This is a genomic window from Dietzia psychralcaliphila, assembly GCF_003096095.1.
GTDB lineage: Bacteria > Actinomycetota > Actinomycetes > Mycobacteriales > Mycobacteriaceae > Dietzia > Dietzia psychralcaliphila.
This window is the reverse complement of the sequence record NZ_CP015453.1, coordinates 147,320-162,188: the sequence shown is the minus strand read 5'-3', so window position 1 is coordinate 162,188 and position 14,869 is coordinate 147,320. Positions and strand designations below refer to the sequence as shown.

Here is a 14,869-nt window from a genome sequence, read left to right as displayed (position 1 = left end):
CGGCGGTACGGAGCCGGCGGCGGTACGGAGCGGGCGGCGGCTCAGGCCCCGCCGTCGATCACACCGGGGACGATCTCGAACTCCACCCCGGCGGCCCGGAGTTCGCCGGCCCGATCCGCCAGCGTCTCGGCCGCGACGATCCGCACGACCCCGTGTCCGGCGGCGCACCGGGCGGCCACCACCCGCGCGACCGCGTCGACGGGCAGGGTCGACCCGACCTCGATCACCTCGACGTCGTCATCGATCTCCGCCAGCAGCCCCGGATCGGCCGCACCGTCCACCACCAGCACATCCGCGGCGTGGATGAAGCGCCGGGCGCGGACGGTGAGCAGGTCGCCGTCACCGCTCCCGCCGACCAGGACCAGCCAGCCCGCCTCGGGGCGGCGCCGGGCGCGCAATCCCGCCGGCGCGGTGGCCAGGGACCTCGCCACGTGCCGCCCCACGCGGACCGACCGACGTGGGTCCGAGGAGTCCACGGCGATCCGAACCAGTCCGGCGGGCGTCGCCACCGCGGTGCGCGCGGGGACCCGGGCCGAGCCGAGTGCGGCGTCGCCGGCGGCCACGCACCAGATCCGCCGCTGCTCGCACAACGTGGCCACCTCGGCGTCGACCACCGGGTCGCCGGTGGCGACGTGCACCATCCAGGGAGTGTCCAGGTCGGCGGGGACGAAGTTCCTGGTGACGACGACGACGTGGTCACCCGCCCGCGCCGCGAGGGCGGCCATCGCGGGGTCGACGCGAGGAGCCACCACCCGGATCACCGCCCCGGCTTCGAGGAAGGTCTCGGCGCGGCGGACCGAGACGGGGCCCGCGCCCACCACCAACACCTCGCGCGCGGACAGCCCCACCGTCAGGGGCAGGCCGTCCAGCGCGGGCGCCGCCGGCGGAGCGGCGGCGGGAGTGGCGGCGGGAGTGGCGTCCGCGAACGCGATCGTCACAGGTGGATGCCGCACTCGGTCTTGGAGGAACCGGCCCAGCGACCGGAGCGCGGATCGGCCCCGGCTTCGACTCGGTGGGTGCACGGCTCACAGCCTATCGACGGGTACCCGTCGTCGAGTAGTGGATTGAGCAGGCACCCGTGCTCGGCGGCATAGGTGTGGACCCGCTCCAGGGTCCACGCCACGAGCGGGTTGATCTTGATCATCGAGTGCTTGGCGTCCCACTCCACGATCGCCGCACCGGCACGGTGGTCGGTGTCCACCCGGCGAAGACCGGTGATCCACGCCTCGTACCCGGACAGGGCGGCGTCCAACGGCTCCACCTTGCGCAGACGGCAGCACAGCTCCGGGTTGGTCTCGAAGGGCCGGGGGCCGAGCGCCGCCTCGTGCTCCTCACGGCTCGCGGGGCTGCGCACGTCCACCACGTTCAGGCCAGGCGTGGACGCGAGTGCATCGCGGACGCCGATGGTCTCGGAGAAGTGGTAGCTGGTGTCGAGGAAGAGCACGTCCACGCCGGGGGCGTACTGCGCGGTCATCTCCGGCACCACGGTATTGGCCATGGAGCAGGCCACGGCCAGAGCATCGCCGAAGGTCTCGCCCGCCCAGGCCAGGACCTCGCCGGGGTCGATCTCGCCGTGGTGGCCGTAGAGGCCGCGGTCGTCGAAGCGGCGGGCCGCGTCGTCGGCGATGGCCTTGAGCTCCTCGGTGGTCCGGCGCCGGCCGGGGCCGGGGGTCAGGACCGTGCTGCGGGGCAGCAGGTCAAGGGCTACAGCTGTCATACGAGCACCTCCTCATCCACCCGGTGTGCCCACTCGGCAAAGGTCTCGCCGTTCTCACCGGTCTCCACGTACTTGCGGATCACGCGCTCCACGTAGTCGGGCAGCTCCGCCGAAGGCACGCGGAGGCCGCGGACGGTGCGTCCGAGCCCACCCGACTCCTGGTCCTGCGAGGCCAGGCCGCCGCCCAGGTGGACCTGGAAGCCCGGGGTGTCGCCGTCGAGCAGCTGGCCCTTGAGGCCGATGTCGGCGGTCTGGATGCGCGCACAGCTGTTGGGGCAGCCGTTGAGGTGGATCGACAGCGGCGTGCGCAGTGGCGCGTCGTCGGCGAAACGCTGCTCGAGCTCGCCGATCAACGCGGTGGCGGTGTCCTTGGTGTCCACAAAGGCGAGCTTGCAGAACTCGATGCCGGTGCACGCCATGGTGGCGCGGCGGAACGAGCTCGGGCGGGCGTGCAGACCGATCGCGGCCAGCCCCTCGACCAGCGCCTCGACCTTGTCCGGATCGACGTCCAGCACCAGCAGCTTCTGGTGCGGGGTGAAGCGGACCCGGTGGGAGCCCGCGGCCTCGGCGAGGTCGGCGACCTGCGACAGCTTCTCGCCGCCCACGCGCCCGACGGTGGGGGCGGCGCCGACGTAGTAGCGGCCGTCCTTCTGCTCGAAGATCCCGACGTGGTCGCCCGACCCGACGCCCCGCTTGGGCGCGGGGCCGTCCGGGAGCTCCCGGCCCAGGTACTCGTCCTGGAGGACCTGGCGGAACTTCTCGGCTCCCCAGTCCTTGATGAGGAACTTGAGCCGGGCGCGGGTGCGCATGCGGCGGTAGCCGTAGTCGCGGAAGATCCCCACCACGCCGGCCCACACCTCGGAGGCCTCCTCCTGGCGGACGAACACGCCGATGCGGGTGGCGAGCTGCGGGTTGGTGGACAGCCCGCCGCCCACCCAGAGGTCGTAGCCGGGGCCGAGCTCGGGATGCTCGACGCCCACCAGCGAGATGTCGTTGATCTCGTGGACCACGTCGAGGCTCGGGTGACCGGTGATGGCGGACTTGAACTTGCGGGGCAGGTTGGAGAACTCCTCGGTCCCGATGTACTTGGCCTTGATCTCCTCGATCACCGGGGTCGGGTCCAGGATCTCCGACTCGGCCACGCCCGCCACCGGGCTGCCGAGGATCACACGCGGGCAGTCGCCGCAGGCCTCGACGGTGTCGATGCCCACATCTTCGAGCCGCTGCCAGACCTCGGGCACGTCCTCGATGGCGATCCAGTGGTACTGGATGTTCTGCCGGTCGGAGATGTCCGCGGTGCCGCGGGCGAAGTCGGTGGAGATGCCGGCCAGCACCCGAAGCTGGTCGGTGGTCACGGCGCCGCCGTCGGTGCGGACGCGCATCATGAAGTACTCGTCCTGCAGCTCGTCGGCCTCGAGCTTGGAGGTGCGCGAGCCGTCCAGTCCCTGCTTACGCTGGGTGTACAGGCCCCACCAGCGCATCCGTCCCGAGAGGTCGTCGGACGGGATGGAGGCGAAGCCCTCCTTGGAGTAGGTGTCGAGGATGCGCTGACGCACGTTGAGCGCGTCGTCCTCGAGCTTGAACTCCTCGTTGTGGTTGAGCGTGAGCTTGCCGTCGATCTTCCACTGGCCCTGCGGCTTGGCGGCACGCGCGGGGCGGGCGGGACGAGGGGCGGCTTCGGTACCGGTCATGACCGCGAGGGTAGCCGTCGACAGACCGGTCTGTCTAATATGCCCCGGCGCCTCGCCCCCTGCCCCACTCACGGGATCAGCCGCCTCCCGCGACGGGAGGCGGCTGAGGATCAGACCGTCGGATGGATCGTCAGGCCACCGGTAGGCTCGAACCCAGATCCTCGGCGACACCGAACACGGTCCACCAGAAGACCTCCGCGATGTGGACCGGGAGGAACGTCAGGCTGTCGACGAGCGTCGATCCCGTGTTGGTGGCCAGACTGCCCGCCGCGCCGATCGTCGACCCTGCGAAATCGAAGAGACTGCCCCACATGATGAACTCCTTCCAGAGCGGCACTGAACAGCCCACCCGTTGGACTACATCTCGGTCGCCCTGCTCCGATCATATGACGATCCTCATTAAGTAGGAACCCCCCAGCGTCGCTGTTACGAATATGCTGAGAACCTTTACCCGAGAGGCATGTTTGTGGAATCAGTCAGAAATCGTCCGTACCGTGTGTGATGTACCCCACCAACTCGTGGGGCACCTCTCTCGAAAGGGCATCACATGTTCTCTGACTTCTGGTTCGGCCTGTCCAACGGTTCTGCTGATCTGGTCCCGAACGTCGGCTCCGCCGCGATCGACGGCCTTCTCAACCTGCCGCAGTACATCCTCTGGACCCTCGGTGGCGGCGCGCAGCTCTTCGGCTCCTGATCCCGACTCGACACGCCCCGGTGGTCCGCCACCGGGGCGTCTCACATTTTCGGGCGACGTGCCGACGCCGGCGGTCTCACATCCCGCAGAACTCGAGCCAGGTGTCGACCTCGCGTCGGGCCTGCTCCCTCCCGAGGACGTAGGCCTCGGCGAGACGGTCGACCCTGCGCTCGTAACTGCGTATCAACACCCGATTCGGACGGAACACGAGCGCACTCCCTGACTCCTCCAGAGCCTCGATCTCGTCGAGCGTCTCGTTGTAGAGCGCCCACCTGTGCTGAAGTGCCTCCCCCACCGCCGGGAACCTCCGGAAGTACGAGCGGTAGAACGGCGTCAGCCGCCGCGGCGGGATCTTCCGATACCCCTTGGGCTGAGTGAGCACCACCAGAAACTTCTCGTAGCCGGCCACCTGCGCCGCGGACAGCGGGATCCCACCGTCATGGCCCAGCGCCCCGTCCACGTAGTACTCGCCGTCGATCAGCACCGGCGGCATCCACACCGGCATCGTCGAGGACGACCTGACCATCCGCATGAGTTCCGGCATGCCCGAGGCGTCATCCTCCGTCCAGAAGACCGTGGCGCCGTCCGAACACCGGAACGTCCCGATCCTCGCAGCCGTGCCACTGTTCGCGAAGGTGTCGAAGTCATACGGCAACACCTGGTCGGGGAGACCGGTCTGCTCGTAGATGTACTCCGCGTTGAACAGTCCCTTGCCCCGGGCGAAGCTGCGCCAGTCCCCGAAGTTGGGGTCCGCCGCGAGTTCCACGAAGCTCTTCCGCGCCCGGACGCCTTCGCGGGAGAGATAGTTGGCCACGTGGGTCGCGCCCGCCGAGATCCCGGCGGCCATTCCCCCGTGGATGCCGGCATCGATGAGGGTCTCCACGACTCCCGCCGTGTGAACCGCCCGCATTCCGCCGCCCTCGAACAGGACGGCGACATCCGGGGCAGTGGGGGAAAGATCGGTCACGACACCCAGGGTAGGTCGCATCGTCACACGAGCGTTGATCGACTACCGTCTCCTGAGTGAGCGCCATCACCGACTTCATCGTGTCCATCAACGACGTCTACTGGTACGCGGTGATCGCGCTCCTGGTGGGTGCCGGACTGTACTTCTCGGTCACCACCCTGATCGTCCAGATCCGGATGTTCCCGGAGATGTTCAGAGCGATCCTCGAGAAGCCCTCGAACATCGAGAAGGACAAGAAGGGCATCTCGGCCTTCCGTGCGTTCACCATCTCCGCCGCGTCCCGCGTGGGCACCGGAAACGTGGCCGGCGTCGCGATCGCGATCACGGTCGGCGGGCCGGGCGCGGTGTTCTGGATGTGGTTGCTGGCGATCATCGGTGGCGCCACCGCGTTTGTGGAATCCACGCTCGCGCAGTTGTACAAGGTCAGGGGTAAGGACTCCTACGTGGGCGGCCCCGCCTACTACATCCGTGACGGGCTGGGCTGGAAGCCGCTGGCCGTCGTGTTCGCCGTCATCATCACGGTCACCTACGGGTTCGTCTTCAACGCGGTCCAGGCCAACTCCATCGCCCAGTCCGTGCGCAACCAGTTCTCCCTCGAGGGCTTCACTCCCGGCCTGGTCATCGGGATCGTGCTCGCGCTCGTCGTGGGAGTCGTGATCTTCGGCGGCATCCGGCGGCTCTCCGCGGTCACCGAGATCCTGGTCCCGGTGATGGCGGTGGCGTACATCCTCGTCGCCCTCGTCGTCGTCGCCCTCAACATCACCGAGGTCCCGGGGATGATCTCCCTCATCGTGGGTCACGCGCTCGGTCTGCGCGAGGTCGCGGGTGCCGCCGTGGGCGCGGCCATCATGCAGGGCATGCGTCGCGGACTGTTCTCCAACGAGGCCGGCATGGGCTCGGTGCCCAACGCCGCCGCCACCGCGTCGGTCTCGCACCCCGTCAAGCAGGGACTCGTCCAGGCGCTCGGCGTCTACTTCGACACGATCGTCGTCTGTTCGGCCACGGCGTTCATCATCCTGCTCGCCAACCCGGACTTCGGTGGCGAGCGCGAGGGCATCACGCTCACCCAGGACTCGCTGGCCGCCTCCGTCGGTGACTGGGGCGTGCCCTTCCTGATGGTCGTGATCTTCTTCCTCGCGTTCTCCTCCATCCTGGGCAACTCGTACTACGGCGAGGCCAACATCACCTTCCTGCGCGGCAACCCCGCCGCGCTGCGGACCTTCCGCGTGCTGGTCGTGCTCGCCGTCCTCGGCGGCAGCCTGGGCTCGGTTGACCTCATCTGGAACCTCGCCGACCTGTTCATGGGCGTCATGGCCACCATCAACCTCATCGCGATCATCCCGCTCGGCGGACTCGCGGTGGCCCTGCTGCGGCACTACCTGCAGCAGAAGGCCAAGGGCCACAACCCGGTCTTCCACCGTGACGACCTGCCGCAGGCCCGCAACGTCACGTCCTGGGACGGCACCGATCCGATGACACTGCAGCACGTCGCCGACGAGGCGCGCGACGTCGAGCCGAAGGGGTGAGCCTCCCGGCACCGGCCGGGCCCTCCCCCTCGTACGAGCGCTACGCCGCCCTACCCAAGGCGCACCTGCACGTGCACCTCGAGGCCGCGATGCGCGAGGACACGATGCGTCAGTGGTGTGGCGAGGACGGCGTGGAGGTCCCGCCGCTCGTGGAGTTCCCCGACTTCACCCGCTTCCTCGACGCCTACGGCCTGCTCATCGCGCTACTGCGCACCCCGGAGCGGGTCGCGCGGTTGCTCGACGAGGTGGTGGCCGACGCCGCCGCGCAGGGCGTCGTGGCGATCGAGTTCGCCTCCATCCCGGACAAGTCAGCCGCCTTCGACACGGCCGAGGACGCCCTGGAGTTCATCCTCCCGACCGCCGCGGCGGCCGGCCGGCGCCACGGGGTGTGGACGGGCGCCATCGTGAGTATCGACCGCGGAGCCGGGCCCGCCCACGCACTCGAGGCCGCCCGGCTGGCCGCGCGGTTCGCCGGCCGTGGGGTCGTGGCCGTGGGTCTCGTGGCCGATGAGCGCGGCAATCCCGTGGCCGGTGCGGCCGACGCCTTCTCCATCGCCCGCGAGGCCGGTCTCGGGGTGGTGCCGCACGCCGGAGAGCTGGCCGGACCCGAGGAGGTGCGGTCCGCTCTGGACCTGGGCGCCGACCGCATCCAGCACGGGGTCCGCGCCGCCGAGGACCCCCGGGTGGTGGAGATGCTCGCCTCGAGCGGGGTGTGCCTGGACGTGTGTCCGAGTTCCAATGTGGTCCTCGGCGTGTATCCCTCGCTCGGGGATCACCCGCTCCCCGCGCTGCTGGACGACGGGGTCCGCTGCTCGATCGGTGCGGACGACCCGTTGCTGTTCGGCGTCGACGTGGTGGACGAGTACGTGCTGGCACACGAGCGCATGGGGATCTCGGAGGCGCGACTCGCCGGGTGCGCCCGGGCGTCGATCGACTCCTCCTTCGCACCCGCCGCTCTCAAGCGCGATGCTCTGGCAGGGGTCGATGACTGGGAACGGACGGCCACCCTCCCCGCGTGAGCGTGTCAGGCGCCTCGGCGGATGCCCTCGGCGGCGAGGATCATCGGCACCTGTAAGGGCAGGCGGCCCCACGCGATCACCTGGTAGGGCCACACCGGCTTCCTGCGCCAGGCCCGGACCATCTGCACGTTCCCGGGCAGGACCCCGACGAACAGCGCCACGGCAGCGGCCCCGCCGAGGGCCCGGGTCCGCGGCACGGCCAACAGCGCCGCCACAGCCATCTCGGCCACGCCGGACCCGTAGGTCCACGCCCGGGCGCTACCGGGCAGCTCCGGGGGGATGAGCCCGTCGAAGGGACGTGGCGCCACGAAGTGCAGTGCGCCCATCGCCCCCAGCGCAACGGGCATGGACCAGTACCGGACTAATTCCGCGGTGTCGTTTCCCATTCGCCCGACACTACGGCCCCCGGGGCGGACCGGTCGCCGACCGAACGGGGCACCGTCGATTGCGCGGCCCGGGCGCGGCGCCCGATCACGAGTTCCTCACCGCACGTCCGGCAGCACCCGCTCCCCGATCAGCCGGAGCGACTCCCACGCGGCGTCGATCGGCATCCCCCCGCACAGCGGGTGGTTGGCGATCAAGCCCAGTTCACGAGCCCGGACCCGCTGGACCAGCTCGTCCGGGGTGGCGACCAGGTACACCCCCTCGGCACGCAGGTCCTCCACCGAGCGCGCGTCGGAGTGGACGAACGAACTCCGGCCGGGTCCCATCTGCCAGGCCCGGTAGGCCTCCGCGTCCGCGAGGAGGTACGCACCGTACCGCTCCCAGAACTCCTCGGGATCCCGCGCACAGAACACAGCGGCGGGGCCGGGGACCGGGGCCACGACGAGGCCGGGCTCGTGCCCGTTGGCCCGGCACTCGGCCCGGTACAGCTCGGTGAGCGCGGGGTCGTCGAGCTGCGGTTGGTAGTGCATCCCCAGGCGGCCGGCACGTCGGGCGGCCGCACCCCCGCCGCCGAGGAAGATCAGCGGGTAGGGGTCCGAGAACGGTCTCGGCGTCACGCCCGCTCGCGGCGAGCCGTCGACCGGGTCGTCACCGACCGGCTCCCCCGCCCACGCCGCGAGCATGGTCTCCAGCTGCCGCTCGAGTCGTACCCCTCGTCCCTTCCAGTCCCGCGAGTGCATCGCGTACTCGACCGGCCGGTAGCCGAGCCCGAAGGTGAAGCTCACCCGCCCGGACGCCACGTGGTCGAGGACGGCGATGTCCTCGGCCAGCCGGACCGGGTCGTACAGGGGCGCGACCAGGGCCCACACCGCGATCTGGATGCGGTGGGTCACCGCCGCGACCGCCGAGGCCGCGATGAGTGGCGACGGGAGATAGCCGTCGTCCGAGCCGTGGTGCTCCGAGAGGTTGACGGCGTCCTGGCCCGATTCCTCCGCGTACCTGGCCATCTCGAGGGCAGCCCGGTAGCGGTCCCGCCGCTCGATCGCATCCGCGCCGGGCGCCCGGAAGTCGAAGCGGGTGACGACGTAGACCATCAGGCGCAGCCCATCAGACCGCGGTACCCGCACGGGAGTCGGCGAGGACCGAATAGGCCGTGCCGCGCTCCTCCCGCTCCCACCAGGTGTCGGCACCGTCGCCGGTGCCGCCCACGCCGTCCTTGATCAGATCCCTCTTGAGGATCTTGTTGGTCGCGGTGGTGGGGAGCGCATCGGAGACCCGGACCCAGCGCGGCCACGCCTTCGTCGAGAGATCCGACTGGGAGGCCAGAAACTCCTCGAGACCGGTGGGGTCGAGTTCGCTGTCGTGGCGGACCACCACGGCCGCAGCGAGTTGGTCGCCGACGCCGCGGGGGTCGGGCAGTCCGTAGACCGCCACCCGGGAGACCGCGGGATGCCGGAGGAGGATCTCCTCGATGATGCCGGCCGCCATGTTCTCCCCGTCGACCCGCAGCCAGTCCCCGCTGCGACCGGCCATGTACACGTTGCCGTCGGCGTCGCGGTAGGCCAGGTCGCCGGACCAGTACATCCCGTCCCGCATGCGATCGGATGTGGCTTGCTCGTTGTTGTAGTAACCGGCGAAGAAGCCGGCACCCTCGGTGTTGACCAGCTCGCCCACACACTCGTCGAGGTTGGCCACCGCTCCGGTGTCGTCGAATATCGCGCGGGGGCACTCGGTCATCGTGGCCGGGTCGTACACCGCGACCCCCGGGAACGGTTCGCCGATGGACTCGAGTGGCGAGTTCTCGGTCCGGACGATGATGATCGCGAGTTCCGTGGAGCCGTAGGCGTCCCGCACGGTGCAGCCGAAACGCTCGGCGAACGCGGGGATGTCCTTGGCCGCGGCCTCGTTCCCGAAGGCCGCCCGGAGTGTGGTCTCGGCGTCGTCGGGGCGAGCCGGGGTGTCGAGTATGTACGCGAGCGGTTTACCCACGTAGTTCATGTACGTGACCCCGTACTTGCGGATGTCGTCGCCGAAGCGGGTCGCACTGAAGCGGCGGGCGAGCACCATGGTGGCGCCCACGGCGATCGCGGGCGAGAAGCCACTCATGATGGCGTTGGAGTGGAACAGCGGCATGGACAGGTACAGCACATCGTCGGCGGTGAGCTCGAAGGACGGCGCGAGCGCCTCGCCCGACATGGTGACCGTGAAGTTGCCGACCTGCACGGCTTTCGGGTCCCCCGAGGTCCCCGAGGTGAAGATGAGCATGAACGGGTCTCCGGCATCGGCCACCGGGGGGTCGGCGGGAGGCTCCGACGCGGCGACCGTGGCCGCCCACTCGTCCGAGTCGGTGTCGATGACCTTGACGTCGCCCAGGTCCAGCCCGTCGAGCAGGGGAGCGAGCTGGGAGTCGGTGAGCAGGATCTGGCAGTCCGCACGCCTGATGTCGCGGGCCAGCCCCTCACCGCGACGGGTCGCGTTGATGCCGGCGATGACGACGCCGCCGAGAGCGCCGGCGGCGAGCGCGTAGAGCATCTCCGGGGTGTTCTCCAGGAGCGTGCCCACGTGCCGGGGCCGGGAGTCGTCGAGCACCGCGTCGAGGGCTCCGGCGCGCCGGTCGGCGGCCGCGATGTACTCGCGCCAGGTGACGGTCAGGTCCTCGTAGCGGATCGCCGGGGAGTCGGAGTCGGCGTGACGGCGGAGTTGTTCGCGAACGGTGTCGGCCATGGGGGTCCTCGGGGACGCAGGGTCAGTGTGACCTGGATCATAGCCAGCGCAGCTGACACTCGTCAGGAAAGCTCGATAACCGGTCGACCCGCGCCCGCCGAGCCCTTCCGGTCGGACCTGAACTCCCTGGCCGTGATCCCCCACCAGCGCCGGGCGTACTGACTGAACGTCGTCACATCGTCCAGCGCCAGGGCCGAGGCGATCTGATAGAGGGGAATCTCGGTCGTCGCCAGCAGTCGGGCGGCCACGTCGCGGCGCACCTCGTCCCGGATCGCGGAGAAGGAGGCGCCCTCACGGTTCAGGTGTCGCTGCAGAGTTCGCGGGGACACCGCGAGGAGTTCGGCGACCCCGGCGAGAGTCGAGGTCCCGGTGTCGAGAGAGCGCAGGAGGAGGGCCCTGGTCCGCTCGGCGTAGGTCTGGTCCCGTGCGGGACCGTGCTGTTCCAGATAGCTCAGGGCGAGCTCATGGGCCATCAGGCCACCGCCCGTGATCTCCCTGCCGAGGAGCATGGCGGGGACCCGGAGCATCGCGGCCGATGCGAGGGGCCTCGCCGGAGCGGCGAAGAGCTCCCGGTAGCGACCGGGTGCCGTGTTGAGGGGGTTCGGGAGCTCGACCGACAGCAATCCGTACTCTCCCCCGAGGAGCGTGACCATGGACCGGTGGAGGAAGAGCAGGACCATGTCGACCGCCTGGGGCGGCAGCGCGGCGGCGTCGTCGCGGTAGCCGAACCGCACCCCCAGCACATTGGGATCATCCTCCGGATCAGGGACGACCGTGATCTCGAGCGAGCGGGCGTGGAAGAACAGATACTTGGAGGTCATCTCCAACGCCCGGGTGGTGGTCGGAGCGTGCCTGATGGCCGCGGCCACGGGGCCGAGCAGTCCCAGGTCCTGACGCAGCGCCACCCTCAGGCCGAAATCCGGACAGCGCAACTCGACGGCCGCGGTCTCGAGGAGAAATCCGATCGCGAGATCCTGCACAAGGATCTCGTCACTGTCGAGCGCACCGTCCGGCAGTCCACATCGCAGTGCGAGGTCGTCGGCGTCCCCTCCGAGCGCGTCGATCACCGCCCTCACACCCCGCAGTCCTGCAGAACGCACGTAAGCCACACCAGAACACTGCGCCAGATGGCGCGATAGAGCAACCTCTTGGCGCGATACGGCAAGTTCTTAGCCAGTTTCCCCGCTATCGTCACCCACATGACAGCCTCTGCTGACCGCCGCCCTCCGGCCGGCACCCCCGAGAACCCGCTGGATCTCCTGATCGTCGGCGCCGGCATCTCGGGCATCGACCTGGCCCACCACGTCCGGAACGCGTTCCCCCGCTGGTCATGGGAGATCCATGACGCGCATGACGACCTGGGCGGGACCTGGCACACCTTCCGGTACCCGGGAATCCGCTCGGATTCGGACATGGCCACGTTCGGCTTCCCGTTCCGCCCCTGGCCGCACGGCTCGACCCTCGGACAGGGCGACGAGATCAAGGAGTACATCCGGGACACGGCGCGCGACTGCGGGGCGCTGGATCGCCTGCATCTGGGTTCGTGGATCAGTAACGCGGACTGGCGCAGTGAGAAGGGCCTGTGGCAGGTCACGAGCGTGCGGGCCGACACCGACTCCGACACCGACACCGACCCCGACACCGACTCCGTCGCCACGACCGGCACCGCCCGGGAACGCACCGTGTGGGCCCGCCGCCTGCACTTCGGCTCCGGGTACTACTCCCACTCGGAGGGCTTCCGACCCGACTTCCCGGGCGAGGAGGAGTTCTCCGGCCAGATCATCCATCCCCAGCACTGGCCCGACGGCACCCAGTACTCGGGGCGCAAGTTCGTGGTGATCGGGTCCGGAGCCACCGCAGTCACACTCGTTCCGGCACTGGAGCAACTCGGGGCCGACGTGACGATGCTCCAGCGAACTCCGGGCTATGTCGCCCCCCTGCCGGAGAAGGACATCATCAGCGCGGTGTGGAAGCGCGTCCTGCCGGCGCAGCTGGCATACCGGGCCGCCCGGTTCTCCCACGGCGCCCGCGACATGGGGCAATACCTCATCGCACAACACCTCCCCTGGGCCTTCAAGCAGGGGCTCCGGACCATGCAGGGTCGCTATATCTCCCGCGAGCAGATCAACGAGCACTTCACGCCGTCCTACCGCCCGTGGGACCAGCGGGTGTGCAAGGCCCCGAACGGGGACATCTTCCGGGCGATGCAGCGAGGCGCGCGTGTGGTGACGGGCCACATCGACACCTTCACCGAACGCGGCATCCGCCTGACCTCGGGCGCGGAGATCGAGGCCGACGTGATCGTCACGGCCACCGGCCTGGAACTCGAGGCGTTCGGCGGCGGGACCCTGTGCGTCGACGGCCGAGAACTCCTCCCCGTCGACCAGACCAGCTACCGCGGCATGATGCTCGCCGGGGTGCCCAACTTCAGCTTCACCGTCGGCTACGTCAACGCCTCGTGGACCCTGCGAGCGGACATGGTCTCCAGGTACATGGTCAAACTCTGGCGCGCCGGCGAGAAGACGGGCGAGACGATCTACGCGCCGATCCCACCCGAGCAGAAGGGCGATCGCCCGCTGCTGGACCTCGACGCGGGCTACGTTCGGCGCGGTGCCCATCGCTTCCCCCGCCAGGGCACCACCCGCCCGTGGACGTACGTTCAGAACTACCTCGTGGAGATCCCCGAACTGGCGTTCGGCGACCAACGCCGGGACATGGCGTTCGGCGACCAGGTCGCGACGGAGGCGGTCCGATGAGCCGCCACATCCTCATCACCGGCGCCGCGTCAGGCCTGGGCCTCGCCCTCGCCCGTGAGTACCTCGCGGCAGGTGACCAGGTCATCCTCACCGATGTGCACGCCGAGGCCCCGCCCGCCGTGAGTGGCCTGTCCGGCCACTGGAGCTACCTGAAGCTCGACGTGACCGACGACGACGACTGGGCCGCCGCTGTGCGGGTCGTCGACTCCCTCGACATCCTCATCAACAACGCGGGCATCGCGGTCGGCGGCCGGTTGGACTCCACCTCGATGGAGACCTGGAAGCGCATCGTGGACATCAACCTGCTCGGCGTGGTCCGCGGGTGCAAGGCGATGGTCCCGAAGCTCGGGCGCGGCGGTCGGGTGGTCATCACCGCCTCCGCCGCAGGTCTGGTGCACGCGCCGCACATGGGGGCCTACAACGCGACCAAGGCCGCGGCGGTCGCGCTGGCGGAAACCCTCGACGCGGAGCTGCGACCCCGTGGGATCTCCACGTCCGTCATCTGCCCACTGTTCTTCCGTTCCGGGCTCGCCGACTCCCTCTCCGGCGATGACCCGCAGGCCGATCAGGCGGCCCGGACGCTGCTCGCCAAGACACCGCTGACGTCGGAGAAGGTCGCCGCCCGGTCGATCCGCGGGATCTCCGCGCGACGACTCGTCATCACACCGGACGCACTGAGCACCCTGACGTGGTACTCCAAGCGGTTCAGCCGGATCCCCTATCTGGCCGGGACCCGGCTCATCGGACGGGTGGCCGACCGCCGGAGTTGACGAGCGGCCGGCGGCGGACTGGCCGCCGTGGCGACAATCAGAGGACTCTGTTTATCGGTCCGGATACCGGCGGCCCGGATCGATAAGAGTTTCTGGCCATCCAGTATTTATTAGTCCCGAAACGCTCGTTAACATGAGCATCTTCTTTCATTCGCCATTGTCGTCACTGACGCCCATTACCTTTGTCGGCTGAGCCCGATGATCGCGCGAGGGTCGGCTCCGTCGTCGACAGTCACCCTTGGCCCAACCCGGCGAATAACCCCACTTCAGGCGTCCGCAGTCGGCGGTTCTAGTCGACACTCGCAGTGCTCCGACCCCGCCCGGACGCACAAAAACAATTACGGCGAATTGATTTTACAATTCAGTGTGCACATTGCAGATCCCTGCATTTAATGCATACTAAGGATAAGAAATTCGGCTGGAGTGCCTACCCCACGCTCGCCCCTTTTCCCAGAATTTCTCCAGCAACACCCCTCGAAAAACCCTCGCGAGAACCCTCGCGACACCCCTCGGCACGACCACACGTAAGTGGGAAATCATGACATCGGTGCACGCACCTACACACGCACGTTCTCTGCGACGTTGGCTGGTGGCGGGCGTCGCACTGACCACCGTCGCAAC

General features: G+C 69.2%; 14 protein-coding genes. 5 read left to right on the top strand and 9 right to left on the bottom strand.

From position 1 onward, the window contains the following. Positions 1–41 precede the first annotated feature (41 nt). The 4 genes from A6048_RS00680 to A6048_RS00665 form a co-directional block, all read right to left on the bottom strand. Entirely contained in the window at positions 42–938 is an 897-nt protein-coding gene (locus tag A6048_RS00680) for an NAD(P)-dependent oxidoreductase (protein ID WP_107747786.1), read from the bottom strand. Next, positions 935–1,717, bottom strand: a complete 783-nt coding sequence (locus A6048_RS00675; RefSeq protein ID WP_107747785.1) for a phosphoadenylyl-sulfate reductase — start codon at positions 1,715–1,717, stop codon at positions 935–937. Before A6048_RS00675 ends, A6048_RS00680 begins: the two co-directional genes overlap by 4 nt. Continuing rightward, a complete protein-coding gene (locus tag A6048_RS00670; protein ID WP_107747784.1) occupies positions 1,714–3,408 on the bottom strand; it encodes a nitrite/sulfite reductase in 1,695 nt (564 codons plus the stop codon). Before A6048_RS00670 ends, A6048_RS00675 begins: the two co-directional genes overlap by 4 nt. Before the next feature lie 130 nt (positions 3,409–3,538). Continuing rightward, positions 3,539–3,721, bottom strand: coding sequence for a hypothetical protein (locus A6048_RS00665; RefSeq protein WP_146166355.1), 183 nt, complete (start codon positions 3,719–3,721; stop codon positions 3,539–3,541). A gap of 234 nt (positions 3,722–3,955) precedes the next feature. On the opposite strand from A6048_RS00665, the gene A6048_RS18375 reads away from it, so the two are divergent. Next, positions 3,956–4,102, top strand: a complete 147-nt coding sequence (locus A6048_RS18375) for a hypothetical protein (protein WP_162845702.1) — start codon at positions 3,956–3,958, stop codon at positions 4,100–4,102. Between the two features lie 76 nt (positions 4,103–4,178). On the opposite strand, the gene A6048_RS00660 is transcribed toward A6048_RS18375, so the two are convergent. Beyond that, complete coding sequence (locus A6048_RS00660; RefSeq protein ID WP_235027606.1) at positions 4,179–5,069, bottom strand: patatin-like phospholipase family protein; 891 nt, start codon at positions 5,067–5,069, stop codon at positions 4,179–4,181. Between the two features lie 56 nt (positions 5,070–5,125). Between A6048_RS00660 and A6048_RS00655 the strand changes: the two genes are divergently transcribed. Together A6048_RS00655 and add are read left to right on the top strand one after the other, a co-directional pair. Then, the gene (locus tag A6048_RS00655) at positions 5,126–6,595 is read left to right on the top strand and encodes an alanine/glycine:cation symporter family protein (RefSeq protein WP_107747782.1); all 1,470 of its coding nucleotides are present in this window, start codon (positions 5,126–5,128) and stop codon (positions 6,593–6,595) included. Then, positions 6,592–7,614 (top strand): adenosine deaminase, encoded by a 1,023-nt coding sequence (gene add, locus A6048_RS00650; protein ID WP_107747781.1) that lies wholly within the window; start codon positions 6,592–6,594, stop codon positions 7,612–7,614. The genes A6048_RS00655 and add overlap by 4 nt, the downstream gene beginning before the upstream one ends. Before the next feature lie 5 nt (positions 7,615–7,619). On the opposite strand, the gene A6048_RS00645 is transcribed toward add, so the two are convergent. The 4 genes from A6048_RS00645 to A6048_RS00630 all read right to left on the bottom strand — a co-directional run bounded on the left by A6048_RS00645 (position 7,620) and on the right by A6048_RS00630 (position 11,798). Next, positions 7,620–8,000: a DoxX family protein gene (locus A6048_RS00645; protein ID WP_200837342.1), complete on the bottom strand. Its 381-nt coding sequence runs from the start codon at positions 7,998–8,000 to the stop codon at positions 7,620–7,622. A gap of 96 nt (positions 8,001–8,096) precedes the next feature. After that, the gene (locus A6048_RS00640) at positions 8,097–9,092 is read right to left on the bottom strand and encodes an LLM class flavin-dependent oxidoreductase (RefSeq protein WP_107748062.1); all 996 of its coding nucleotides are present in this window, start codon (positions 9,090–9,092) and stop codon (positions 8,097–8,099) included. Between the two features lie 13 nt (positions 9,093–9,105). Then, positions 9,106–10,722 carry an AMP-binding protein gene (locus A6048_RS00635; RefSeq protein WP_107747779.1) on the bottom strand — a complete coding sequence of 539 codons (1,617 nt, stop codon included), beginning with the start codon at positions 10,720–10,722 and terminating at the stop codon, positions 9,106–9,108. A 62-nt stretch (positions 10,723–10,784) separates the two neighbouring features. Beyond that, on the bottom strand, positions 10,785–11,798 hold the full coding sequence (locus A6048_RS00630; protein ID WP_244911031.1) for an AraC family transcriptional regulator: 1,014 nt from the start codon (positions 11,796–11,798) through the stop codon (positions 10,785–10,787). A 123-nt stretch (positions 11,799–11,921) separates the two neighbouring features. Here A6048_RS00630 and A6048_RS00625 point away from each other — a divergent pair, with 123 nt between their 5' ends. After that, on the top strand, positions 11,922–13,478 hold the full coding sequence (locus A6048_RS00625) for a flavin-containing monooxygenase (RefSeq protein ID WP_107747778.1): 1,557 nt from the start codon (positions 11,922–11,924) through the stop codon (positions 13,476–13,478). Continuing rightward, a complete protein-coding gene (locus tag A6048_RS00620; protein ID WP_107747777.1) occupies positions 13,475–14,248 on the top strand; it encodes an SDR family NAD(P)-dependent oxidoreductase in 774 nt (257 codons plus the stop codon). Before A6048_RS00625 ends, A6048_RS00620 begins: the two co-directional genes overlap by 4 nt. Positions 14,249–14,869 lie beyond the last annotated feature (621 nt).